A 24,157-nucleotide genomic window follows, 5' to 3' on the forward strand; every position below is an offset into this window, starting at 1 on the left:
CTAAAACTATTTAAATTTGATTTATTCTATTATAAAAATGTTGAAAAAATGTGCAGAATTTATACGGGAAGCTTAACTACTAAAACTTAATGTTTTTGTAATACAAACGAAATCGAATTCTTTATGAACCATTACAGATAAAAACCCGGGATCTTGTTGACAAGATCCCGGGTTTTGGCGCTTTTATTCGGGTGACAGTTCGCTTTCAGTCACCCATTTATGATTGGTGACTTCCTCGCCTCCGTCCGTCGGCGTATAGGTCACTGCATAGGCGGTTGTATCATAAGCCCCGACAATTGTGGCTTCAGCACCTTTCATGCCTTCCATATGATCGGTTTCAATAATCGCCTGGCTTCCAACTTCAAAGGTTGGATTTTCGGCTTCCTGCAAATCATCCGGGACTTCACCTGAACCGGAATAGAAGAAACTGCACAGAAAATCAAGAATTAATCGGTAAACCGGATTGGTTGACGTCTTCTGGAACGGTTAAGCAAGCACGGGGAAGTAGAAGTTAAGAGAGGGGCTGTATTTAATTTTACATACCTTGAAATTCCCCGAGTCTTATATAGAAAATTTCATTTGATTCCTTAAGGGATACAAAAATGATAAAGAAGAGGATTCAACTTACTGTAATAGGAGGTGTACAAGTGGCGGAAATTAGTTTGTATCTTGCGTTTGGCGCAGGGCTTTTATCATTTATCTCTCCATGCTCCCTTCCTTTGTATCCGGCTTTTTTATCCTACCTTACTGGAGTTTCAGTCAATGAGTTAAAGACGGGCAAGGGAATGATGAGGAGCACGGCTTTGATTCATACGGTTCTATTTTTGATAGGTTTCTCCATCATTTTTTTAGCGTTGGGCTTGTCGACTTCGCTTATCGGAAACTTCTTCTTGGAATATCAAGTTCTTCTACGTCAATTGGGCGCTATTTTGATGGTGTTTTTTGGCTTGGTCCTAACCGGTATTCTGAAATTCGACTTCCTGCTGACGGATAAGAAATTACAGTTCCAGAAAAGGCCCTCCGGATACGCGGGTTCTGTTCTGATCGGCATTGGCTTTGCAGCTGGATGGACCCCGTGTACCGGTCCCATACTTGCAGGAGTTATTGCACTCGGAGTAGCGGATCCGGACAGTGGCTTACTCTATATGCTGTTTTACGTTCTGGGATTTTCCATTCCTTTTCTCTTGATGTCGTTTTTTATTGAGAAAATGACTTTCTTGAAGAAGAGCGCTCTTTTCATGTCAATAGGAGGAGCATTAATGATTCTGATGGGCGTTTTACTTTACTTTGACATGCTGACAGAAATCATCGCTTTTTTATCGCAATTTACGGGTGGATTTACAGGGTTTTAATGGACTCAACCCAGCATCTAGGAAGGACGTGACAGTGTATGGCTGCTAAAAAGGATAAAAAGAGAAATCGCTTGATTATGAGGACAAGTATTTTGTTGATTCTGGTTGTCGCTATTGCATTTACCATCTACAACGGATTAACAAAAGAGAAAAACGAATTGCTGCAAGTTGGAGATTCGGCACCCGATTTTGCGTTGACGGATTTGAACGGGGAACGGCATCAGCTGTCTGAGTACAAAGGGCAGGGGGTGTTCGTGAACTTTTGGGGTACTTGGTGCAAACCGTGTGAAAAAGAGTTCCCGCTGATGGAAAAGCAGTACCAGGTATACAAGGATCAAGGTGTGGAGATACTAGCTGTCAATATTGCGCAATCCGATTATGAAGTGAGACAATTTGCTGAACAGCGAAATTTAACGTTCCCGATTGTTATCGATAAGGACAAAAGTGTTATGGAAGCTTATAATATCCGTCCATTGCCGACTACTCTGTTAGTCAATCAAGAGGGCAAAATCGAGAAAATTATTACGGGTGAAATGTCCGAAGAGGATATCGCGAGTTATATGGAACAGATCAAACCGTGCTGATACCTCTGAATTTCCCAAGCATAATGCGGGCCACGTTATTTTGAAAAATGCTGCAAAGAAAAAACGAGAAAAAAACATTTCTTTAAAGTGGACTAACCGAAAGAAAAGAAATGTCAGGTGTAGAGAATTTATAAATAAAAATCAGGCAAAGATCCTCCACCGGACCGATTGGAAGGATTATTCCTTTTGGGTCAATTGTAGAGGGAATGGATTAGCTGTTTTGAAATCAAGATATCTGCACAAAAAGTCGAAACTTTAAGAATGTTATACTTATAAAAAATAAAAAATAAAAAATGACATATTCGGAGGGCATCTACATGAAAAAAAAGAGAATAGGAACGGCAGTGCTGTCGGCTTTTCTTTTGTTGGCAGGCTGCAGCAATGATACAACGGATTCATTTGAAGTGCCGTTTGAAGGGGAACTGAACCATGTTCATGGGATGGGTTATGCAGGAAATGAGAACGGACTGTATTTTGCCTCGCATACCGGGCTGAAAATTTACCGGGAAGAGGGCTGGTTCGAAACGGCGGATAATTTTCATGATTATATGGGCTTTAATGCAACAAATGAAGGATTTATTACGTCGGGCCACCCAAGTGCAGACTCAGAATTACCCAATCCCCTAGGGATACAGCGAAGCATCGACAGCGGTAAATCGATTGAAGAGATTGCATTTCAAGGAGAAACGGATTTTCATGCCATGGCGGTGGGATATAACAGTAACGACATTTTCCTAATCAATCCGGCCAAGAATTCCCTATTGGAAGCCGGCGTATATAAAAGCGGTGATGAAGGCGAATCATGGAAAACTGTGAAGGCTGAAGGGCTGGAAGGCGAAGTGACTTCGCTCGCTCTTCACCCGGCTGACTCAAACTTCGTCGCTGCAGCTACGGCTGCAGGGATTTATTTCTCACGGGATGGCGGAGAAAATTTTAAAGCCATTACAGACGGAAGTGAAACAGGCACAGCGGTGCATTTCACCGAAGACCATTTGTACTTCGGAAGCTACGGGACAGCGGCGGCTCTGGTGAAGTATACTATGGAAAATGAAGAACTCGAGCCGGTGGATACACCGGACCTTTCACAAGATGCCGTCGCTTTTATTGCACAAAACCCGATGGATGGAATGGAACTGGCGATCTACACATTTGAAGGCAATGCCTACTTGTCGGAAGACGGATTACAGACCTGGAAAACGCTGCTGGAAGAGGGAAAAACCAAGTAGAAACCAGCTAGCCGTTTGAAAGACGAACCGAATCCAACAGCTTTCGGCAGCAGTCTTTGTCTTGATTGTTGCTAACCAATCGACTTAAAGAGGGATGCCATGTTAAACAGGCTTGCATTGAAAATAGGTTTGCTGTTTTTTGTGTTTATTATCATCATTGAATTGGTTTTGTTTCTAACCCTGTACGTTACTTTTGTCAATGAACGGGTGGATGAAGTCATGACCAACCTGCTTGAAAGAGGGAACACCCACAGCGAAGTATTGGAAGACAATTTTGAACCGGCGACATTGAACCATGTGGCGTTGATGGAATCGGCCTCCGATTTCATCGTCATCATCACGGATGCAGATGGCAACGAATTGACCCATTCCGATCTGATTGAACCTGAAATGAGGGAAGTGTTGGAACACACCGATTTTGATGAGGTTCTGCAGGGAGGGAAGGTCGTCGAAGAGCGATGGGACAAAAAAGAGTTTATTGCGACGGACAGCCCAATCACCATTGAAGGAGAACATAGAGGCCACGTGTTCATGTTTGCGGAAACCAATCATATCAAAGGGATGGTCAGTCATTTGCGAAACCAATTCCTGATTGTTGGCCTGATTGCTGTCGGGTTGACCGTCATCACAATTTTTCTGCTATCCCGATTGATTACGTTGCCGTTGATTCGGATGAAAGAAGCGACGGAACAGTTAAGCGAAGGGAACCACGAGGTCAGCCTGAATATTGGCCGAAACGATGAGTTGGGAGAGCTGGCGAACGCCATCACTGCTCTATCCAGTGACTTGGAACATTTAAAAAATGAGCGGAATGAATTTTTGGCGAGTATTTCGCACGAGTTGCGGACGCCGTTGACCTATATCAAAGGATATGCCGATATCGCGAGCCGGCCGGATGCATCCGAGGAAGAGAAAAAGGAATACATTGGCATCATCCGGGAAGAGACGGCCCATTTGACGGAATTGATCCGGCAGCTGTTTGAGCTGGCTCAGATGGATCATAACCAGTTCACCATTCAAAAAGAGGAATTTTCACTGAAGATGCTTTTTGCATCCGTCGTTGCCTTGGTTCGGCCAGCTTTTGACGAGAAACAGATTTCATTGGCTGTCCATTGTGAACATGAGATTGTCGCCTTCATTGATCCCGAACGTTTTCAGCAGGTATTGCTGAATGTCTTGGACAACACCCGCAAGCATTCTCCTGAAGGAACACAAGTGGTATTACAGGGAGTCCAAGATAAAGGTACCATCACCATAAGCATCCGTGATGAAGGAGAGGGCATACCGGAAAAAAATCTTCCTTTTGTCTTTGAACGATTGTATCGGGTCGATAAATCCAGATCCAGACAGTACGGAGGAAGCGGTCTTGGCCTGGCGATTGCAAAAGAAATCGTCGAATCGCACGGTGGTCTCATGACGCTTCAAAGTGAGTACGGACAAGGGACAACCGTCCTGATAGAATTGAAAAGGGGGGATTCGCTTGCAGAAAGTGCTGTTGATTGATGATGAACAACGAATGCTGGATTTAGTGGCTTTATATTTGAAGCCGCATCAGTACCTCTGTAAAAAAGCACTGGGAGCTCATGAAGCCCTCGACTATTTGGAATCGGAACCTTTCGATCTCGTCTTACTGGATATCATGATGCCGGAAATGGATGGCTGGGAACTGTGCCGCGAAATCCGGAAATTTTCGGATGTGCCAATCATTATGCTGACGGCGCGGGAACAACAGGAGGATATTGTTAAGGGATTGAATATCGGGGCGGATGATTACATCACAAAGCCGTTTAATGAAGATGAGTTGCTGGCCCGGATGGGGGCGCTGCTTCGCAGGAGAACTCCGAAAAATACCATTGAAGTGGACGGTTTGGTGTGGGACGAAGACCGGTTTGAACTTACGTACGGCAAACATATCATCAAATTGACGCCAAAAGAATTTCTGATGGTGGGCCATCTGATGAAGAATGCCGACAAAGTGTTTACGAGGGAGCAGCTGATCCAGTTAATTTGGGGATTCGACTCAGAGACGGAAGGGCGGACCATCGATTCGCATGTGCGAAATGTTCGGGAAAAAATCCGCCAGTCCGGTTTTCCGGTCGATGATCATTTTCTCACGGTTTGGGGAATCGGCTACAAATGGATCCATGAAGCAGAATGATGCTTGATAAAAGAAAAGGTCCGTCGGAAAATATTTCCGACGGGCCTTTTTGAGTAAGGTTATGCGGCGTTACGGCAAGCTTCTGCACATCTACGGCAAGCTTCCGCACAGCGTCTGCAATGTTCATGATGATCGGCGTGCTTCTCACATTCCTCTGCGCAAGCTTCGCAAATGGTTGCGCAAGCGGCTGCCAGTTCGGAAACGAACGGTGAATTGTGAGTAATGGCATGTTCCAAAAATGCACAAATGTCCGCGCATTCCCGGTCTAATCGAATGCACTGTGCTAGCATCTTCACATCGTCTTCCTGCAGACAAGCGTCAAAACAATGGTTACATTCCGCTGCACAATCATGTAATGCCCGAATCAATTCCTGATGTTGTTCATGAGCCAAGTTAAAACCTCCATTTCTTATTTTTGCTTCATTTACTGGATTTCCCTCTCCTTTCCAAACTAAACAGAAATACCGAAACTCCATAGAAACTGCACATTTTATAGACAAGTAATCAAATATTAAAATCAATGGTGCGGTTTTTTTGGGGGGGGTCATTGTGAACTTCTAAATTAGAGTCATGGAAACAGCGATAAAGTAAAATGATACTAAACACTTGATATACCCTATCGGGGTATGTTAAGTTTAAGGAAATATTACTTTAGGAGGAATAATAATGATTGAAACATTAAAAGTACAAGGTATGTCCTGCGGCCACTGTGCAAACTCGGTTGAAACGGGCGTCGGTGAACTCGAAGGGATTTCATCTGTGACAGTTGATCTTAAAAAAGGCGAAGTGGCAGTAGACTATGATACTGCCAAGACATCATTAAACGAAATTCAGAAAGCGATTGAAGAACAAGGGTATGACGTCGTATAAGGGTGCTTTCACAGCACACTTTACTTTTAAATGAAATATACCCCCGCGTGGTATATTCGGCAAGAACTTTGTGAATGTTAAGAATGTAAATAGGGTTAAATAGGATAAGAACCACTAGTTTGGAGGAGGCGCACTGAATGGCTAAAAATGATAAAGACCATCACCACCATCAAGACGAACAGGTAGATCACAGTAAAATGGATCATTCCAAACATGTTGGGCATTCGTACCATGAAGACCAAGTGAAAGAAGGCATTCAAGACGACAGCAATCCTGCCAAAATTCATGATGATCATGCCCATCACAATCATGGTGGCCACGATCATAGTGACCATGGACATCACCATCATGGTGGCCACGATCATAGTGACCATGGACATCACCATCATGGTGGCCACGATCATAGTGACCATGGACATCACCATCATGGGAATTTCAAAGAAATTTTCCTGAAGTCGCTGCCCTTGGGCATTGTCATTCTATTATTGTCGCCGATGATGGACGTTCGGCTTCCTTTCCAATTTACTTTTCCATACTCGGATATTGTGGTCGCTGTATTAGCAACTATCTTATTGGTTTATGGCGGAAAACCCTTCTATCAAGGTGCAATCGCTGAATTTAAGGAAAAAGCACCGGGTATGATGGCCCTTATTTCATTAGGGATATCCGTTTCCTATTTGTATAGCATTTACGCCGTGCTGGCACGCTACGTAACCGGCGATCACATCATGGATTTCTTCTTTGAATTCGCGTCCTTGCTGTTGATCATGCTCCTTGGACACTGGATCGAAATGAAGGCTATCGGAGAAGCAGGAGACGCGCAAAAATCGCTCGCCGAATTGGTGCCGAAAGATGCACATGTGGTATTGGAAGATGATTCGATCGAGACGCGTCCCGTAAATGAGCTGAAAGTCGGAGACCTTGTACGGGTTCAGGCCGGAGAAAACGTCCCTGCCGATGGCATCATCAAAAGAGGCACCTCGCGGATCAATGAAGCTTTGCTGACGGGGGAATCTAAACCCATTGAAAAAGGAGCCGGAGACAAAGTGATCGGCGGTTCCACGAACGGTGCAGGCATCATATATCTTGAAGTACAGGAAACCGGCGACCAATCGTTCATTTCCCAAGTACAAACCCTGATAAGCCAGGCGCAGGATCAACCTTCAAGAGCTGAAAATCTGGCTCAAAAAGTAGCCGGCTGGCTGTTTTATATCGCCATTGTGGTGGCTTTCCTCGCTTTTGTCGTTTGGCTGTACATTGCTGACATTCAAACCGCTGTTCTTTTTACGGTTACGACATTAGTCATTGCATGTCCACACGCTCTCGGCCTTGCCATTCCGCTGGTTATTGCACGAAGCACCAGTTTAGGTGCAAGCCGCGGGCTGTTGGTGAAAGACCGCGAAGCATTGGAGCTGGCAACTAAGGCTGATGTAATGATACTGGATAAAACGGGTACATTGACTACTGGCGAATTTAAAGTTTTGAACATGGAAACACTGGATGGTCAACATACCGAAGCCGAAATCGCGGCGTTAATGGCAGGGATTGAAGGCGGGTCCAGCCACCCAATCGCCCAGTCAATCGTCCAATACGCTGAGAAACAAGGGATTCAGCCTGTCCACTTTGATTCGATTGATGTTGTGTCGGGTGCGGGTATAGAAGGAAACGCCAATGGCCGCAAATACGAATTGATCAGCCAAAAGGCACTTGGAAGAGATGTAGCGGTGGATGTTCCCAAAGGGGCAACATTAAGTATACTAGTTGAGGACGGGAATCCGATCGGTACGGTCGCATTAGGCGATGAATTGAAAGAAACGAGCAGAACGCTGATACAGGCATTGAAGCATTACAATATAAAACCGATTATGGCTACAGGTGACAATGAAACGGCTGCCCAAGGAGTAGCAGAGGAACTGGGCATTGAATACAGAGCCAATCAATCACCGCAAGATAAATATGGTTTAGTGGAATCACTGAAAAATAATGGACAAACGGTTATCATGGTCGGCGATGGCGTCAACGATGCACCATCCCTTGCAATAGCAGACGTTGGGATAGCAGTCGGTGCCGGAACTCAAGTCGCCATCGATTCCGCTGATGTGATTTTGACTCAGTCGGATCCAGGCGATCTTGAATCCTTTATCGAATTGGCCAATAAAACAACCAGTAAAATGAAACAGAACCTCGTGTGGGGAGCCGGTTATAACTTTATTGCCATTCCCATAGCGGCGGGTGTTCTAGCCTCCATTGGGATTACGTTGGCTCCTGCCGCAGGAGCAGTTCTGATGTCCGTGTCCACGGTTATCGTGGCTATCAATGCGATGACATTGAAACTAAGAAATAGAGCTGTTTAACACCGTGTTTAATTGTCGTACACGAAAAGTGCTGCCTCCCAAAAGTTGAATTTTCTTTAACCTTGGGGGCACAGTTTTGTATTAGGTTAAAGTCAAACGGAGGTTTGAAGACTTTGGATAATTAAATATATTTTTATAGTTAACATATGAGATATTATCGGAAGAGAGGAAGCCCAAAAGCTTCTTCTCTTTTCTACTTAAATTCAATTAACACAAAAAAGTTTTCAAAAATTGATCATTCATTCATTAATCGCCGATTGTAAAATTAAGCTAGACAATTGAAAAAGCCATTCGTGGTACACTCACAATGTATTTTCCGACCAAAGAAAAACATAGGAGTGATTACGAATGACCTACACCCATCTTACCACGGATGAACTGGTGATGATAGAATCCTACCACCGCCAAAATATACCTGTAGCGATCATTGCTAAGTTGATGAACCGTTCCAGGCAGCCAATCTACAACGTCATCAATTTCCTGAAATCAGGACATACAGCGCTCGACTTCTACACGCAATACAAGAAAAATAAGAAACGCTGCGGCCGGCGGAAAATTGTCCTGCCGAAGAAACAAGTGGCCTATGTTCAAGACAAGGTGGCGCAGGGCTGGACGCCGGATGTCATTGTCGGCCGGGCAGAAACGGCCATCGATTGTTCCGCGCGCACCATCTATCGCATGTTCAAAAATCAGGTCTTTGACGCCGCCACGCTGCCGATGAAAGGAAAACGGAAACCCAATGGACACCAGGAACGCCGGGGAAAACAGGCGTTCAAACGCCATATTTCCGAACGGGAAGCCGACAACCCGTCGTTCAAAAAAGAGTTCGGGCATATCGAAGGCGACACCATTGTGGGTGCCCACCACAAAAGTGCGGTGATCACGCTGGTCGAACGGCTGACGAAAGTCATCATCGCCCTGAAGCCTGCAGGACGCAAGGCTTGCGATATTGAAACTGCGTTGAACCAGTGGTTCCAAGGGGTCCCGAGAAATCTGTTCAAATCCATCACGTTTGATTGCGGCAAGGAATTCTCCAATTGGAAACCGTTGTGCAACCGGCACGACGTCTCGATTTACTCTGCGGATCCCGGCACGTCTTCTCAGCGCGCCTTGAATGAAAACTCCAACGGGCTCCTGCGGAAAGACGGCTTGGCAAAAGAAATGGACTTCAACCAGGTGGATCAAACATTCATTTCGTCGGTGGCCGACAAGCGGAATAACATCCCAAGAAAGTCACTGAATTACCGCACACCGTTGGAGGCATTTTTGAGTCACCTGAATGGAGTCGATCTGTCTAGCTTAAATTGACAAACGGAATGATTTAAAGATATCAGTGTACTGCAACTTTTAACTGATACATCTATAAAAGCAGCAAAGGATTTTTCGTCAGCAACCGCCAGGGCGTTAGTCTATCGATTGTTCGACGTGAATGATTGCCTCGAACGGCACATGGATGATCCCTTCCCTTTGATTGGCCAGCTCGACGGTCCGCTCCATGTAGTTCGTCCGGTGCACGAATCCTCTGAATCGTTTCATCTCCCGCTTCTCCACATATTTTACCTCTACCAAATCTCCGCTGAAGATCGCGTCGTTCAGCACATTCTCATAGACCGATAGGACCTGTTCATCGATATCTGGCATCTCAATTTTTTGAATCTCTTTATAGTATTTCGTCAGTAGCGCCTTGTGCTCGGGCATGAGGAATGGGATCCATTTCAATTCGCCCCGATCGCGATACATCGTCATAATAATTACCCCTCTCAATAAAACGAACGTTTGTTCTTATTTTATACCCGATTTGTCCCGTTTGAACAGCCTTTTTCGTGATTGGTAATCCGTGCGTCCTGTTTCCGTACTCTAGCTCGCTGGTCTTCGGTGCAAGGGACGTCAAAAAAATGACGCGCCCTCCGGCCCGTCTTCCTTCGCTTTAGGCTCAAAGCGAGGCTTTTCGCTCGTTGGCTACGGAAGCCTGTCCCTCCGTTTGCTCTACGCATTTTTTTGAGGCTCTCCCTGCGGTCGCCCTTGCACCGTCTCCCGACGCTCGCTTCGTTCCCGTCAACAGGACGCACAACGGTGTTCGTTCTGAGCTCGGCTTATCCGAAAGGGGACAAACCATCATGGAACTTACATCCATCATCGAGGTCATTCGTATCAAACAAGAGGTTCGCGAGGAAATGGTCGCCCTCGAGCACGCCATTATCCATTCGCCGGACAGCGCCCGACAAATCGGGTCATCGTTCATCGGGGATGACGACCGTGAAGTGTTCCTCGTCATCATGCTTAACACGAAGAACCGGGTCATCGGCGTCCATCGGGCGCACGTCGGGAGCGTCAACTCGAGCGTCGTCCACCCACGGGAGGTCTTCAAATGCGCCATCTTGAACAACGCCTCGTGCCTCATTGTTTGCCATCAGCACCCGAGCGGGGACCCGACCCCGAGCCGGGAGGACATCCTCGTCTCCGAACGGTTACATGAAGCAGGGGACCTCATCGGCATCCCGGTGCTCGACCATCTCATCCTCGGAGCGGCCGAGTCGTACGTCAGCATGAAACAGCGAGGTTACATGGGTTGAACGGAATGGAATGGGGCCGGGGGACCGGTCCTGGTCCGTCCGGTAAGGGCAAGGAGGAAAAACATACGTTTTTCTTTTATGAGATTTGCGACTCGCGTAGCTCTCGCCTGGATCCATAGAGCGGGATCCGGAAAAGGTCCGTTTTCGCATAACGAAAACGAGATGGTTCGTGTGTGAAGATTGGACGTTGTTTTGGTCTGTCTCGTAAGAAGATTGTTTGATGAAATGGCAGAAGTGAAAAGAGCGCTTGTTTATTGAAAATGAACATTTTTTCTAAACAAGCCCTAGGGCTTGTTTGAAACAACACCAGGGCTTACGTGAAATTAGGCGAGATGTTGCCTGCTTAGATGCGAGGTATCATGAGGTTATCAACAGGAGAGAATGATTCAGATGGACAGCTACCAACTAGATCAACAGACGATGGACGAGATGACGGAGGTATTGCTTCGACGCCTTCCTGACCGGCTCCAAGAAGATTTTGACGACTTAAAACTTGTGAGCATGGATCTTCTTTGTGATGTGAAGGAAGGAGAACGCTTGACCCACCTCACCGTCTTTTTCAATACCAATATGATTCGACGGAATCGTCGTACATAAGAACAAAAATATTTGTATACATGTATACATGTAGATTTGTATACGCGTATACATGTATACATTTTTTAAAGTCGTCATTTCTGTAGTTTCATGAACAAGGACTGAACTGGCTCTGGACGGGGAATCGTTCTATAGCGAAGCGGAAGGGGGGAGACGTGATGGATGAGCTATGCGTTCGCTGGATTGGATCCGTTCGTCCGGACGGTGTTCTCGGAACTGATGGAACATCCCGAATGGATGCGTGTCGTCGACAGGGAACATTGCGTCGAGAAGGTCGTCCGGTTCGATGACGGACGGAACTCGCCTTACTTCCGGGTGCTGATCTATCTGGATGCAGAAGAGCGTCCGATCAAGAAAGTGTATCTATACGGGACATGGGTGGTGGCGGATGGAGAAGTCAGCTTCGTCGTCTCAGAGCTATCCAAGGGTGTATTCGAATATGAAGTGATGCATGTCCATTGGCTCATCAAGTATCGGTTCAAAGATTGGGGCGTGTCTGAAGACGGGGCATGGGAGAAGGAATGGTGATCCGGGCTCATGCGTGAGCGTCTAACGCCAGGAGGCGAAGTCGCTCATCGCACCGCTGCCCCCCTGACGGCCCGATAACAAGAGCTGCTGGCTCACCGCCGCATCTCTATGTTCCTGGCCCTTTCTAACGGGAGGCACGGAGCGTAAGGGCAACGTCAAAAGCAAGAGCGTGGGCGCGTCTAACGCCACGCGGAGTGGCATTCGAATCTAGGACAGGCCCAAATCGCGGACGCAATTCTCGACAGGATCGTACACGACTCCTATAAAATCCTGGTCGATGGCGAAACCTCAATGAGGGAACACCACGGGCTAGGGATAAGCTAAGATCTTGGCCATCGATGAGTCGATGGCCTTTTTCTTCATATTGACTCGCTCAGTCGTCCGCACTAGTGGCTCTCTGTATCCGCAATACTCAGCAGGACAAAAAACGCATCCTTCGAGTTTTTGAGGATGCGTTTGAGCAATGTGACTCTATTTGACTCGCGTTTATATTCCTACATATAAGCATACAACTGATGGTAGTTTCCAAGGTGGAGCGACGGAATGGACGTATCAGACATTGGAGCGGAAAGGATATATCATAAAATTGGTATTTTTCGAGCATATATCACAAGGTTGATGTTGTCGCGCGATTCAATAAAAACGAGTTTTTTCATCATGGATTAGCTCGTCTATATTATTAATTGTAATAATTAAAATTTATTATTTTACTAATATTTCGTTTTTGGGCATAGAATGATAGCTTCTTGCTGTCGTATGTGAATATATAAAGTATTTACCGGGCTCTTCAAAAATATAAGAAATTACATACAGTCCGTCTTGTTGATAATTGGCTTCAATTTTTTCGTGTTGGCTTTCCTCTTGGCCTTCTTTCCATATCTCGAATTCAACTTTATCCGCATCGTCTACTTTCTCGTTTCCTTGAGAAACAGTTGCTATAAGTTCAATAACTTCGTTTGCTTTTACTATTTCAGGATCTGTTTTAAATTGTACATCAATTAATTCTGGAATCACTTCAGGTCCATTATTGCTTACTGTACTTCCACAACCAGATAATACTAACAAAACAATCAACAGTGAAAAAAACCTTGCCATCTTTTTTCTCTCCTTTAAACGATTTAATATTAACATACACGAAAATGTGATGTATTGATTATTACATTAAAAGTGACCTGATCATGCAATCTTATTAGCTATCGAGCATAGACCCCATGTCACTTTTAAGGTTCAAGACTTTATAGAGCGTCGTATGCTCGATTGGTTTACTTTTCTATATAAAAAATAAAGAAATGTACATTTTATATATTAAGTTCAATTTTATATATTAAGTTCAAAAGATATTAATTGAACTTAATCCAAAAAGTTGGATCATGAAATAGATCATCTGGTGACTTCGACAACCTAGGTTTGAATTTGGACCTTCATATCCGTAAATTTATCATCGACCGTTAGACACGGCCTTAGTAACCTAAGGTTCGTCTCGACGTATATTGCCAGTTGAAGGTCATCAAAGGAGAGAAGAGTCTGTACTTCAAGATTGAATCGATTAAAGATTGTCTACCCATCCATATCGTTTTTAATATCTACATAGTGAATGTGTATGTCGCACCTGAGATTGTATTCCCCAGGCACTCGTAGGGGGGTGGGGGCACGAACGAAAGCTCATCCTAACTTTCTGAAGTTTTTCTTGCGAGTCAGTTAGCGTTTGGTCACCGAGACTTTAAAAGCTTTCGGACATAAAAATCGCCCCATAAAAATTAGATTATCAGGTCCAACTTTTACGGGGCATCTAATATTCTGTGGTCTAAATATTAAGTGATTTACTGAAGTAATTATATAGTGTTAAACAATTTCGCCTCTGAAATTCAGAAAAATTGGGATGGGTTGACTGTATTCCCTGCACTTGTAGCTGAGTACGAATAGTTTCCTCGATGGACTTCAAAGTGTAAATGAGAACCGGTCGAATTTCCGGTACTCCCCATCGCACCGATGTTCTGTCCTCGGGTCACACGTTGTCCGGCGGAAACGGACAATGAGCTCATGTGAGCATAAAGGGTAGTCCAAACTTGACCGCCTATGACATGCGTAATGATGACATGATTTCCATAAGGTCCACCCCAGCCTGCTCGAGTTACAGTTCCTGTTTGAGCAGCCATAATAGGAGTTCCTACTGGTCCAGCTGTATCTAGTGCATTATGGAAGCTGTAGCCATTGGCCCCGCCTGCTGGACCCCATCCTTGGGTTACGATACCTGAGGTTGGACGTTGAAAAACTCCGCCACTTGTTGGAGAAGCGAGTGAATCCGTAGTCTTTGAAGTGTTTACCACTTTCTCAGAGTTTGGTGATTTTTCGAGAGAGGCTTTATTCTCGCTGATTTCATTTTTTTCGGCACTTTTTGCTTCTGCAGCTTTACGCGCAGCCTCTTTGGTACGAATTTTAGCTTGTTCTTCAAGCCTTTGGGCTTCAATCTCTGCTTGAATTGATTTTTCTTGTTCTTGAAGCGTCGATTCCATTTGTTGCAAGCTTACCAATTTAGATGTGAACTGGATTTTTTCGGCCTCTAATTTTTTTATTTGAGCAGCCCGCACTTTAATTTTGCCGTTCAATTTTTTCTGACTATTCTCTAGCTCTTCTTTTTGACTAATAAGCTTATCTTTTTCAGTGTCCAATTCAGCTTTAGCAATTTGAAGCTTATTTTTTGTTGATTGATATTCTTTGAAAAGTTCTTGATCATTTTCTTGAATCGTCCCTGCGGTGATCATGCGTGAAACCAGATCACCAAAGTCTTTTGAACCAAAAATAAATTCAGCCCAGTTTATAGAAGAACCACCGTTTTTTTGCATCGTGACCATGCGTTCTTCCATCAATGTCTTTTGAGAGCTCATTTTTTTCTGGAATTCTTTAATTTGAGTTTGAATCTGAGCAATTTTCTTTTGGGTTGTCCGAATTTCAGCCTTCTTCTGGGTGACCTCATTGATAATATCCTGTAACTCGGATTCCAAGTCATTCAGTTTCTGTTCTTCGAGTGTGATATCTTGTTCACGCTGCTGAATTGACGTATTAGCTTTACGTTGCTCTGTAGAATTTTGCGCTTGCTTCTGCTGGATATTTTTTTGTTTTTCAGTCAAGTTTAAAGCGTAAGAAGGGGATGCGCTTTGAACTAACATAACACCAAGTAAAGTTGAAGCTATAATTTTTTTCATGGTAAACAATGTTGTTGCCTCCGTAACTTATCTCTATTATAAAAAATGCGTTGCTGGATAAAAGTATTCGTATCATGATTAAAACTCGAACCGGAATCATTGTATCAATATTACTTCACCATCTATATTTCTATTTCTTTTCATTTCTATGTCAGTTGTTCTTTTGAGTTTATTGTCATTCGAGTATATCAAGAGAAATACTTATAATGCCATTTTGATGAGGAAATGAATGATGACCACTGAATTTAGGACATTTTGTCTCAAATTCAGTGGTCAAATCGTTTGTTAGTATTTGTTTGGTGTTTATTTAGTAGTAACTCTTCATAAATTTATCAATTCCTTTGGCGGTTGCTTTGATCATGTTACTTCCCGACATATAGGAGCGATCTACTGAGTTAGCAATAAAGCCATATTCGATGAGAGTAGAAGGTACCGTGTTTCTTCCTACCACATAGACATCTTGTCGCTTAACGCCTCGATTTTTAAAATCTGGAACGTTCATGGCGATTTCTTGATTAATTACTTCACCTAATCTGCGGCTAGCGTTCGCATATGGATTTGTGGTGTACGCGCTAGAAGTAGGGACGAGTGCTTCATGACCTGTAGCGAAAGAAGGTGAAGAATTAATGTGGACGCTTATGAAAGCGTCAGCATCAAGCCTTTCTGATAGATTGGTCCGCTCAACAAGTGACAAGTATCTATCATTTGAGCGCGTTAGTTTCACTTCATAAAGCTCATAGTTTTTCTTTAGTTCGTCGGCCACACGATTAGCAATGTTTAGGGTGAGTACTTTTTCTTGAACTGTACCGTTTGAAGTCACTGCACCAGCATCTCCCCCACCGTGTCCAGCGTCAATTAAAATCACGTGTTTGTTAGCTGGAATCACCGGTGATTTTATAGGAGTTTTTCCGGTAAATGGTTGCACAAAACCAGATGATACGTAACCGACTTGATTGTTATATCGCACCTTGTACCAACTGGCGCTTTTCGATATGACAGAAATCGAAGTGCCTGAGGGAATTGTTGTCAAAATAGATCCGTAACGACTCGCTTGGTTACGTAAATTAAGATTTTCGATAGTAATATATGTTGGATAAGTGGATAAAGAATCCCCCGGTGCCACTTGCACTATATAATGTCGAGCAGGTGTGAATCCTGTAATACCGTTATACATAACTTTTAACCAAGAACCCGTTGTGCCCGATTTTCCTAGTACAGTCACTTCAGTAGATGCTGGAATCGTAATAAGGACCTTTGAGTTCACTAAAGACATGCTTGAGCGAATCTCGGTCGTTTGCTTACTTCGTGACTTCATAGCCGAGGGCGATATGGTTACATACTGACTTGCCACATAGCCTTGAGTCCCATTGTATGATACTTTATACCAAGGGCCTGAGGCAGCATGGTACATTAGTGGGCTGGACTTTGGGATAGTCATTAAAACGGGTGATTTGACAGATGGGCCCTTACGCAGATTTAGTGAAGTTTTAGTTTTATATATTGTGTTTATTGAACTGACTGAATTTTTAGGTATAGGTTTTGGCGTCACGTACTTCGTTGAGACATAACCGATTTTTGAATTAAATGAAACTTTAAACCAGGATTTATCTTCTCCATATACACCTATCTTCTTAATGGTTTTTCCTTTTGGAATCGTCAAAAGGACTTTGCTTTTTGAAGAGAACGAGGAACGCAAATTCAAATTTTCAGTTGTTATGAATAGAGATTCCTCTGCATGTACGGCGTTTAGGACGTTAACACTAGTTAAAAGCTTAAAGGGATAGAAAAAAGAAGTTAATAAAGCCAAGGAAATTACTAAGCTTATTCGAAATTTATGTTTAGACTTCATAATAGACTCCTCATATGTAGTTTTTTTGGTTGTAAAGACCCATGAATGGTTTTTTACTATCTGTATGGTACTTATCCTTTAAATATTAGTCATTCTATGCAACGATTATTGGCTTTCGTCTATCTACAGTTAAAAGTTTTCTTGCCCTGTTTTAAAATGCACTATTATTAAGGGGAATAGACGTATTTTAAGAAATAAATTGGCCCTCCTTTCATCTGCATAAAAGTTTAGTTGCATGAATGTGTTAGAATGTAACTTGTTTGACTCATAGATTTCGTTTTTAGAAGTCCATGGATTCAATGTTGAAAAACTAAGGATACTCTAGTATTTTTAGCTATAATTCTGATAAAAGAAATAACGAATTTATAAAAGAGGTGAATTGTTTTGAAAACTAATCAACTATTGACTATTTTTACATCCGTATTAGTAATTGCAGTCTTAGCTTTTTTATTTTTAAATGATCAAAGTTCCGAAAAATCAAAGACTAAAATTGTTCAAGATGAAAAGATATCAGTTAATAATCAACCTACAATAGGTAAAAAGGAAGCGCCGATATCAATTGTAGAATTCGGAGACTATAAATGCCCTTCGTGTAAAGAGTGGGGTGAAACAATCTATCCTCAACTTGTAAAAGATTACATTGAAAGTGGGAAAGCTTCCTTTAGTTACATTAATGTTTTGTTTCACGGAGATGAGTCCACTTTAGCTGCCCTTGCATCAGAATCTGTTTACAAAAATCACCCAGAATCATTTTGGCAATTTCACAAAGCTATTTATGAAGCTCAACCTGACGTGCAAATACACGATAATCCATGGGTTACGGTGGAGAAAATGGAAGAGATTGCGACGAAGACTGTCCCTTCTCTAGATTTAAATAAATTTAGAGAAGACCTATCAAGTCGTTCTTCTAGATTAGAATCAGTTAAAATGGATGCGGCGCTCGTAGAAAAATACAATGTTACACTGACCCCGACGATTGCAGTTAATGGGGTCATCCTTGAAAATCCATTCGACTATACCTCTATAAAAAAACAAATTGAAAAGGAGCTAACCCAATGAGCGCTTCAGTAATAAACCGATATGGACTGTACCTCGCCTGGGTTGTTTCAATTACTGCAGTACTTGGAAGTCTATATTTTAGCGAAATTCGTGGTTTTATACCTTGTGAACTCTGTTGGCTTCAACGTATCTTTATGTACCCAATAGCTTTGATTCTTGCAATTGCAGTTTTCAGAGAAGATAGCTCAATCAAATTTTATGTTCTCCCTTTATCAATAATCGGATTCTGTATCTCTTTTTACCACTATCTTGTACAAAAGGTGCCCGGCTTTTCGGAAGTCAGACCATGTGAACAAGGAGTTTCCTGTAATGCACAGTACATTGACTGGATGGGTTTTATCACAATTCCGTTTTTAGCGTTGACCGCCTTTTTTCTGATTACAGTCATTCTTGGACGAATCAGTACCAAACAGTAGTTTTTGATTTGGATTTGAAAAATGAAGAACTAATTGTATCAAATTGGTATGCTTACTAAAAAACAGCTTTGATTTAGAAAAACATGAAAAGCTTTTTGAAGTTGGAAAATAGATTAGACAATACCCAGTAAATAATTCAATTGACGTTTTCTTAAAACGTTAGTGTACTATATTGATTTTTTGAAAAAGCGTGACTACCTATCGAGTATGAGATCTAACTAGCTCTCTAATAGGTAGTTTTTGTATGGCTAAAAATAAGAAATAATCGCAAAACCAGAGAAAGTATCTCAAATCTTCAAGTATGTAGAGCTGATAGAATAAATGTTTTTTAAATTAAGTGTTGACGGCACAGCAAAAGTCTAATAAGTTATATATGAACATATGAACATGTATAGTTATCATGAGCGGAGGTACTGACTTATGGATGAACCGATTGAAGATACTACAGAAAATGAAATAGAAATAGGGGCGCAGATTGACGATGAGACTCTATTTATTGTATCTCAGACGTTCAAGGCACTTAGTGACCCGACAAGAATTAAAATATTAACCCTGCTATGCACAAAGGAACATTCGGTCAACGGAATAGCTGATCTTCTTAACTTAAGTCAATCAAACGTGTCTCATCAGCTACGTTTTTTAAAAAATCTTCGACTTGTCAAGTTTAGAAGAGAAGGAACTACTCTATTTTATTCAGAAGATGATCACCATGTCATGAACTTACTAAGACAGGCGATTGAGCATGCGAAACACCACTAAATATAGTAAGGAGAGTTAATCTTATGGCACATAATCATGCACATGATCATTCTCATACCTCTAACAAAAAGATTTTGATCATTTCATTCTTTATTATTTCGGCATACATGGTTGTAGAGGCGATTGGAGGGTACCTTACAAATAGCTTAGCACTTTTAGCGGACGCAGGTCACATGCTTAGTGATGCGGCTTCGCTCGCTATTGCATTACTTGCCTTTAAATTAGGTGAACAAATAGCGAACAATCGTAAAACGTTCGGATATAGACGCTTCGAGATTCTAGCAGCTGTTTTAAACGGGGTCACACTCATACTGATTTCCATATATATCTTTTATGAGGCCATCAATCGATTTATTCAACCACCTGAGGTCGCATCCGTAGGAATGTTAATTGTTAGCAGTATTGGCCTTGCTATAAACCTTCTTGTTGGATGGATTATGTTAAGAGGTGCAGACGTAGAACATAATTTGAATATGCGAGGTGCTTATCTACATGTTGTAAGCGATACGTTGGGTTCAGTCGGTGCAATACTGGCAGCGCTTCTTATCATGGCATTTGGATGGAACTGGGCAGATCCGCTCGCAGGAATCATTGTAGCGGGACTTGTTTTACGAAGTGGTTATTTCGTGACGAAATCCGGATTGAACGTATTAATGGAAGGTGCACCACAAAACGTTGATGTCGAAAAGGTTCTTCAAGTCATTCACAACAAGGAGGGGGTACGGAGTATACACGACTTTCATCTTTGGAGTATCACAAGTGGAATGAATGCACTCTCATGTCATGTTGTCGTTGATGGTAATTTACAAATCTATGACAGTGAGAATCTACTTCAAGAAATTGAACACGATTTAGCACATCTGAACGTTCAACACTCTACGATTCAATTCGAAACTCTTTCTCATCCTCACAGCGATGAATTGCTTTGCAAACTGAAGGTAGGGGAAGTAGTACATCAACATTAAAAAAATCACCTGTTGAGTAGGATTGACAATCAAGAGGAGGAGACAGCAATGCTGATTTTGGATAATAGTTACTTAATTTTGAGCATGTATAGAAACTCGATTTTTGGCAACGGAGTTTTGATAGATGATTGAATATATTTCTTCGTTAGAACCCCTTACTCAAGCATTGCTGGGTACTTTATTCACTTGGGGGATGACGGCGCTTGGTGCCGCGTTAGTGTTTATGACAAAATCAATGAATCAAAAGCTAATGGATGGGATGCTCGGTTTTGCTGGAGGAGTAATGATTGCCGCTAGTTTTTGGTCATTACTCTCACCTGCAATTGAGATGGCGGAACAAGATTCTCTTCCGGCGTGGTTACCAGCTGCAATCGGTTTCTTACTTGGAGGATTCTTTTTATCAGGTGTTGATAAAGTGATTCCACATCTGCATCCCACTTCACCGATGGATGAGGCTGAGGGTATAAACCCTAAGAAGAGAAAGCGGAGCACGTTACTGGTGTTAGCAATAACATTGCATAATATTCCAGAGGGACTTGCCATAGGCGTTGCATTTGGAGCAGTTGCAGCAGGATTCCCTTCATCATCAATCACGGGAGCTATCGCGCTGGCAATCGGAATCGGCATACAAAATTTCCCTGAGGGTGCTGCTGTGTCAATGCCATTGAGACGAGATGGATTATCTCGTCGTAAAAGTTTTTTCTATGGCCAGTTATCTGGTATGGTTGAACCGTTCGCGGCGTTGGTAGGAGTAGTAGCAGTACTCATAATGGAGCCTTTACTTCCGTTTGCGCTAAGCTTTGCTGCAGGAGCAATGATTTTTGTTGTAGTGGAGGAGGTAGTCCCAGGATCTCAAGAAAATGGAAACAAGGACTTGGCTTCTGTTTGTTTAATGTTTGGCTTTACAATCATGATGATTTTAGATGTGGCTTTAGGCTAAAATAATTATTTTTTTAATGGTTATCACTTTATTTTTTGACTGATATATATTCAAGATACTAACTATATTCGGAAGTGTAAATAATGAGCCTTAATTATATTTACTTTCAGTCGGTATTTTTACTGTTGGATAAATAAAAATACTAGAAGAAAAAATATAAAACCTCTTGCCCTGGCAATTAAAATCGTGGAGTTATCTATTTCATTCTGAAATTTCCTGAAAATTTTGAGGGTGATTTTGATAGAGAAGGAAAGCAAATTCGGAATTCAAGTGCTAGAGAAGGTGGAAGCCCACCAAGTCAGTATATACATCATTTTTTTGATGTTGGCAGTAATCTTTGGTCTATTGAATACAGAAGCTGTATATCTCGATATTTTTATTTCTCCCCTTTTAGGAGTTTTGATGTATGGGATGTTCGTTCAAATTCCGTTTCTGAAATCGAATGGATCTGCTACAAACATGAGGTTTGTGGTAGCTCTTTTATTAGGAAATTTTGTTGCCGTTCCTTTAATAGTTTAGGTTTTGGTTATCATATTTCTTCAAGATTCATCACTAATGCTGGGGGTGTATTTGGTGTTGTTAACACCGTGCATCGACTATGTGATTGTTTTTACAAAGATGGGAAAGGGAAACGAATCAATATTGTTAAAAGTAACACCGATTCTTTTAATTTTACAGACGATACTCTTACCCATATATTTATTCGTATTATTAGGAGAAAAGGCTATTAGTATCGTTAGGATGGGTCCATTTCTAGATGCATTTCTATTTTTGATTTTTATACCGCTTCTATTAGCGATAATGACACAATTGTGTTCTAAAAAGAGTTCTTTAGGTAATCGTATCATGAAAATGCCGCCATGGATTCCCGTTCCATTTATGTCTTTTGTACTTTTTGTGGTAGTTGCCTCTCAAATTAGGGAAGTGTATAGTGACCTCGGGACATTAATAGATGTAATACCAGTTTATATTTTATTTCTACTTATCATACCATGGGTGTCAAAGTCCCTTGGTAAGTTGTTCAAACTAGATATTGCTTCAAGAAGAGCAATTACATTTAGTATGGGAACAAGGAATTCACTTGTAGTTCTTCCATTAGCATCTATATTACCAGAGCCCCTATCAACACAAGTAGCTGTAGTGATCATTTTACAGACCGTTACCGAATTGTTCGGAGAAGTCTTATATATAAAATTAGTGCCTAAATGGTTCTAACAAATTAGATACATGTATTTAATTTCGCTTTCAAAAATTACGTCCTTCGATTGTTTATTAAAATATTAAGAACTGCGCTTAAGTTCTCGAGTATGCGTTGTTTACAATCAATAGGCAAAGAAATTTATTATATTGCAGAACGCTAGAGACCAGTATTATTCTAACAACTAACCTTTTTAAGGATGGACTACCAAGTGAGGAGAGATCGAACAATGGCGAGTACTGATAAGGCATCAAAAAATATCAAACTAGCATTTATAATTAATCTTGTTTTCTCGATTGGTGAATTTATCGGGGGATTTTTGATTAATAGTGTTGCAATCATGTCGGACGCCATTCACGATTTAGGTGATGCTCTTGCATTGGGCCTGTCCTGGTTCTTACAAAAATTTTCGAACAAAAAACCCGATCATAACTTCACTTTTGGATATAATCGTTTTTCCCTTTTAGGAGCATTAATAAATGCGACAATATTAATAATTGGATCTGTATATATTTTTACTCAAGCAATTCCTCTACTGTTTGAACCGGAGCATTCTAATGCACAAGGAATGATTTGGTTTGCAATTTTTGGTGTGCTTTTAAATGGTTTTGCGGCATTCCGTCTACACAAAGGAAAATCAGTAAATGAGGGAGTACTATCTTGGCACCTTTTAGAAGATGTTTTAGGTTGGATTGCCGTTCTTGTAGTAGGGATAGTTTTACTCTTCAAGGATATACATATACTTGACCCCATCCTATCAATTGCTATTGCGTTGTTTATATTAGTGAATGTGTTTCGTAATTTAGTTAAAACAATGAAAATACTTTTAGGTGCTGTCCCTGATGGTATTGACATCGATGAGGTGAAGCAAAAGATTGAAGGTATTGAAGAAGTGATTTCTGTTCAAAACCTATATGTCTGGTCAATTGATGGCGAAGATAACGCCATGAATTTACACTTAATAGTAGAAGAGATGAATCTAAAGGATTCAACTATTGTTAAACAAAAAGTCAAAGAAGTGACTTCAAAACTAGATATTAAACATTCTACAATAGAGTTAGAATCAAAAAAACACAACTAAAGAAATAAGTCATCCTTGCACCAAATCCACACTGAGGTTCGACATATGAGTAAAAATTCTATACTTCATACCGTCTGATACCAATAAATACTTTTCTACGTGCAAGGAAACTGAATATCGAATGAGGGTATATTTAGAAACCCCCTCATTCGTTTTTTTTTGAACACTATCGAAATTTCGTCTCTTAAAATAGGATGTATTCGAATGAATGAATGATTCCAAAACGAACGTTCAAATATTTAGATTTAATTGTCATAGTTTAGTAGACCTGTCGACCGGATTTTCTTTCCATACTTCGGAGAATATTCCGGTCAATGAATAAGGTTCGGCCTCGATTAAAACTGTCTGATGATAAAAAAGCTGACAATGAAACCTAAAAAGATGACTCGGGAACAATACCGAAGTCATCTTAAAGCCGTCTTAAAAAAACAGAGATCATTTATTT

General features: G+C 41.8%; 22 protein-coding genes and 3 pseudogenes. 19 read left to right on the plus strand and 6 right to left on the minus strand.

Features of this window, described 5'->3' with window-relative positions; all coding sequences use genetic code 11:
• Positions 1-195 precede the first annotated feature (195 nt).
• A pseudogene (locus KNP62_RS02485) lies at positions 196-420 on the minus strand (YdhK family protein); the annotation flags it as partial.
• Positions 421-647: 227 nt separating this feature from the next.
• Here KNP62_RS02485 and KNP62_RS02490 point away from each other — a divergent pair.
• The 5 genes from KNP62_RS02490 (at position 648) to KNP62_RS02510 (ending at position 5,320) form a co-directional block, all read left to right on the plus strand.
• Positions 648-1,352, plus strand: a complete 705-nt coding sequence (locus tag KNP62_RS02490) for a cytochrome c biogenesis CcdA family protein (protein WP_214782759.1) — start codon at positions 648-650, stop codon at positions 1,350-1,352.
• Between the two features lie 38 nt (positions 1,353-1,390).
• Positions 1,391-1,936: a thiol-disulfide oxidoreductase ResA gene (gene resA / locus KNP62_RS02495; RefSeq protein ID WP_214782762.1), complete on the plus strand. Its 546-nt coding sequence runs from the start codon at positions 1,391-1,393 to the stop codon at positions 1,934-1,936.
• A 317-nt stretch (positions 1,937-2,253) separates the two neighbouring features.
• Positions 2,254-3,162 (plus strand): F510_1955 family glycosylhydrolase, encoded by a 909-nt coding sequence (locus KNP62_RS02500; RefSeq protein WP_029595519.1) that lies wholly within the window; start codon positions 2,254-2,256, stop codon positions 3,160-3,162.
• Between the two features lie 99 nt (positions 3,163-3,261).
• The gene (locus KNP62_RS02505) at positions 3,262-4,665 is read left to right on the plus strand and encodes a sensor histidine kinase (RefSeq protein ID WP_214782765.1); all 1,404 of its coding nucleotides are present in this window, start codon (positions 3,262-3,264) and stop codon (positions 4,663-4,665) included.
• On the plus strand, positions 4,643-5,320 hold the full coding sequence (locus KNP62_RS02510; RefSeq protein ID WP_214686813.1) for a response regulator transcription factor: 678 nt from the start codon (positions 4,643-4,645) through the stop codon (positions 5,318-5,320). Before KNP62_RS02505 ends, KNP62_RS02510 begins: the two co-directional genes overlap by 23 nt.
• Positions 5,321-5,379: 59 nt before the next feature.
• Here the strand turns inward: KNP62_RS02510 and KNP62_RS02515 are convergent, their stop codons facing one another.
• The gene (locus tag KNP62_RS02515; protein ID WP_214782768.1) at positions 5,380-5,712 is read right to left on the minus strand and encodes a four-helix bundle copper-binding protein; all 333 of its coding nucleotides are present in this window, start codon (positions 5,710-5,712) and stop codon (positions 5,380-5,382) included.
• 274 nt (positions 5,713-5,986) lie between these two features.
• Here KNP62_RS02515 and copZ point away from each other — a divergent pair, with 274 nt between their 5' ends.
• From copZ to KNP62_RS02530, 3 genes are all read left to right on the plus strand, one after another.
• The gene (gene copZ, locus KNP62_RS02520) at positions 5,987-6,190 is read left to right on the plus strand and encodes a copper chaperone CopZ (RefSeq protein ID WP_029336157.1); all 204 of its coding nucleotides are present in this window, start codon (positions 5,987-5,989) and stop codon (positions 6,188-6,190) included.
• A 137-nt stretch (positions 6,191-6,327) separates the two neighbouring features.
• Complete coding sequence (locus KNP62_RS02525; protein ID WP_251125560.1) at positions 6,328-8,544, plus strand: heavy metal translocating P-type ATPase; 2,217 nt, start codon at positions 6,328-6,330, stop codon at positions 8,542-8,544.
• 348 nt (positions 8,545-8,892) lie between these two features.
• Entirely contained in the window at positions 8,893-9,852 is a 960-nt protein-coding gene (locus KNP62_RS02530; RefSeq protein WP_214686810.1) for an IS30 family transposase, read from the plus strand.
• Between the two features lie 96 nt (positions 9,853-9,948).
• On the opposite strand, the gene KNP62_RS02535 is transcribed toward KNP62_RS02530, so the two are convergent.
• Positions 9,949-10,290: a YolD-like family protein gene (locus tag KNP62_RS02535; RefSeq protein WP_029595514.1), complete on the minus strand. Its 342-nt coding sequence runs from the start codon at positions 10,288-10,290 to the stop codon at positions 9,949-9,951.
• A 371-nt stretch (positions 10,291-10,661) separates the two neighbouring features.
• Between KNP62_RS02535 and radC the strand changes: the two genes are divergently transcribed.
• The 4 genes and pseudogenes from radC to KNP62_RS02555 form a co-directional block, all read left to right on the plus strand.
• Positions 10,662-11,117, plus strand: a complete 456-nt coding sequence (gene radC, locus KNP62_RS02540) for a RadC family protein (RefSeq protein WP_214782770.1) — start codon at positions 10,662-10,664, stop codon at positions 11,115-11,117.
• A gap of 390 nt (positions 11,118-11,507) precedes the next feature.
• Positions 11,508-11,714: a hypothetical protein gene (locus KNP62_RS02545; RefSeq protein ID WP_029596469.1), complete on the plus strand. Its 207-nt coding sequence runs from the start codon at positions 11,508-11,510 to the stop codon at positions 11,712-11,714.
• Between the two features lie 162 nt (positions 11,715-11,876).
• On the plus strand, positions 11,877-12,242 hold the full coding sequence (locus tag KNP62_RS02550) for a hypothetical protein (RefSeq protein ID WP_214782773.1): 366 nt from the start codon (positions 11,877-11,879) through the stop codon (positions 12,240-12,242).
• 195 nt (positions 12,243-12,437) lie between these two features.
• A pseudogene (locus KNP62_RS02555) lies at positions 12,438-12,566 on the plus strand (ATP-binding protein); the annotation flags it as partial.
• Positions 12,567-12,944: 378 nt separating this feature from the next.
• Here the strand turns inward: KNP62_RS02555 and KNP62_RS02560 are convergent.
• The 3 genes from KNP62_RS02560 to KNP62_RS02570 all read right to left on the minus strand — a co-directional run bounded on the left by KNP62_RS02560 (position 12,945) and on the right by KNP62_RS02570 (position 17,294).
• On the minus strand, positions 12,945-13,337 hold the full coding sequence (locus KNP62_RS02560) for a FixH family protein (RefSeq protein ID WP_029336184.1): 393 nt from the start codon (positions 13,335-13,337) through the stop codon (positions 12,945-12,947).
• Between the two features lie 770 nt (positions 13,338-14,107).
• Positions 14,108-15,445: a murein hydrolase activator EnvC family protein gene (locus KNP62_RS02565; protein ID WP_029336183.1), complete on the minus strand. Its 1,338-nt coding sequence runs from the start codon at positions 15,443-15,445 to the stop codon at positions 14,108-14,110.
• Between the two features lie 307 nt (positions 15,446-15,752).
• The gene (locus KNP62_RS02570) at positions 15,753-17,294 is read right to left on the minus strand and encodes an N-acetylmuramoyl-L-alanine amidase (protein ID WP_214782776.1); all 1,542 of its coding nucleotides are present in this window, start codon (positions 17,292-17,294) and stop codon (positions 15,753-15,755) included.
• 384 nt (positions 17,295-17,678) lie between these two features.
• Here KNP62_RS02570 and KNP62_RS02575 point away from each other — a divergent pair, with 384 nt between their 5' ends.
• The 7 genes and pseudogenes from KNP62_RS02575 (at position 17,679) to KNP62_RS02605 (ending at position 23,712) form a co-directional block, all read left to right on the plus strand.
• Positions 17,679-18,353, plus strand: a complete 675-nt coding sequence (locus KNP62_RS02575; RefSeq protein ID WP_029595508.1) for a thioredoxin domain-containing protein — start codon at positions 17,679-17,681, stop codon at positions 18,351-18,353.
• Positions 18,350-18,769 carry a disulfide oxidoreductase gene (locus KNP62_RS02580; protein ID WP_214704244.1) on the plus strand — a complete coding sequence of 140 codons (420 nt, stop codon included), beginning with the start codon at positions 18,350-18,352 and terminating at the stop codon, positions 18,767-18,769. The genes KNP62_RS02575 and KNP62_RS02580 overlap by 4 nt, the downstream gene beginning before the upstream one ends.
• 420 nt (positions 18,770-19,189) lie before the next feature.
• A complete protein-coding gene (locus tag KNP62_RS02585; RefSeq protein ID WP_029336177.1) occupies positions 19,190-19,528 on the plus strand; it encodes an ArsR/SmtB family transcription factor in 339 nt (112 codons plus the stop codon).
• Positions 19,529-19,551: 23 nt separating this feature from the next.
• Complete coding sequence (locus KNP62_RS02590) at positions 19,552-20,493, plus strand: cation diffusion facilitator family transporter (protein WP_029336176.1); 942 nt, start codon at positions 19,552-19,554, stop codon at positions 20,491-20,493.
• Between the two features lie 124 nt (positions 20,494-20,617).
• Complete coding sequence (locus KNP62_RS02595; RefSeq protein WP_029336175.1) at positions 20,618-21,433, plus strand: ZIP family metal transporter; 816 nt, start codon at positions 20,618-20,620, stop codon at positions 21,431-21,433.
• Between the two features lie 321 nt (positions 21,434-21,754).
• Positions 21,755-22,648 (plus strand): annotated as a pseudogene (locus KNP62_RS02600) (arsenic resistance protein).
• A 212-nt stretch (positions 22,649-22,860) separates the two neighbouring features.
• Entirely contained in the window at positions 22,861-23,712 is an 852-nt protein-coding gene (locus tag KNP62_RS02605; protein WP_029336174.1) for a cation diffusion facilitator family transporter, read from the plus strand.
• Positions 23,713-24,157: the final 445 nt, after the last annotated feature.

The sequence above is a fragment of the Exiguobacterium sp. s183 genome (assembly GCF_018617655.1).
Classification (GTDB): domain Bacteria; phylum Bacillota; class Bacilli; order Exiguobacteriales; family Exiguobacteriaceae; genus Exiguobacterium; species Exiguobacterium aestuarii_A.

Coding starts and splice junctions, on each gene's coding strand:
- KNP62_RS02590 (WP_029336176.1), top strand. CDS start 19,552: ATGGCACATAATCATGCACATGATCATTCTCATACCTCTAACAAAAAG.
- KNP62_RS02535 (WP_029595514.1), bottom strand. CDS start 10,290: ATGACGATGTATCGCGATCGGGGCGAATTGAAATGGATCCCATTCCTC.
- KNP62_RS02550 (WP_214782773.1), top strand. CDS start 11,877: ATGAGCTATGCGTTCGCTGGATTGGATCCGTTCGTCCGGACGGTGTTC.
- KNP62_RS02545 (WP_029596469.1), top strand. CDS start 11,508: ATGGACAGCTACCAACTAGATCAACAGACGATGGACGAGATGACGGAG.
- KNP62_RS02565 (WP_029336183.1), bottom strand. CDS start 15,445: ATGAAAAAAATTATAGCTTCAACTTTACTTGGTGTTATGTTAGTTCAA.
- resA (WP_214782762.1), top strand. CDS start 1,391: ATGGCTGCTAAAAAGGATAAAAAGAGAAATCGCTTGATTATGAGGACA.
- copZ (WP_029336157.1), top strand. CDS start 5,987: ATGATTGAAACATTAAAAGTACAAGGTATGTCCTGCGGCCACTGTGCA.
- KNP62_RS02605 (WP_029336174.1), top strand. CDS start 22,861: ATGGCGAGTACTGATAAGGCATCAAAAAATATCAAACTAGCATTTATA.
- radC (WP_214782770.1), top strand. CDS start 10,662: ATGGAACTTACATCCATCATCGAGGTCATTCGTATCAAACAAGAGGTT.
- KNP62_RS02580 (WP_214704244.1), top strand. CDS start 18,350: ATGAGCGCTTCAGTAATAAACCGATATGGACTGTACCTCGCCTGGGTT.
- KNP62_RS02500 (WP_029595519.1), top strand. CDS start 2,254: ATGAAAAAAAAGAGAATAGGAACGGCAGTGCTGTCGGCTTTTCTTTTG.
- KNP62_RS02585 (WP_029336177.1), top strand. CDS start 19,190: ATGGATGAACCGATTGAAGATACTACAGAAAATGAAATAGAAATAGGG.
- KNP62_RS02530 (WP_214686810.1), top strand. CDS start 8,893: ATGACCTACACCCATCTTACCACGGATGAACTGGTGATGATAGAATCC.
- KNP62_RS02570 (WP_214782776.1), bottom strand. CDS start 17,294: ATGAAGTCTAAACATAAATTTCGAATAAGCTTAGTAATTTCCTTGGCT.
- KNP62_RS02560 (WP_029336184.1), bottom strand. CDS start 13,337: ATGGCAAGGTTTTTTTCACTGTTGATTGTTTTGTTAGTATTATCTGGT.
- KNP62_RS02505 (WP_214782765.1), top strand. CDS start 3,262: ATGTTAAACAGGCTTGCATTGAAAATAGGTTTGCTGTTTTTTGTGTTT.
- KNP62_RS02595 (WP_029336175.1), top strand. CDS start 20,618: ATGATTGAATATATTTCTTCGTTAGAACCCCTTACTCAAGCATTGCTG.
- KNP62_RS02525 (WP_251125560.1), top strand. CDS start 6,328: ATGGCTAAAAATGATAAAGACCATCACCACCATCAAGACGAACAGGTA.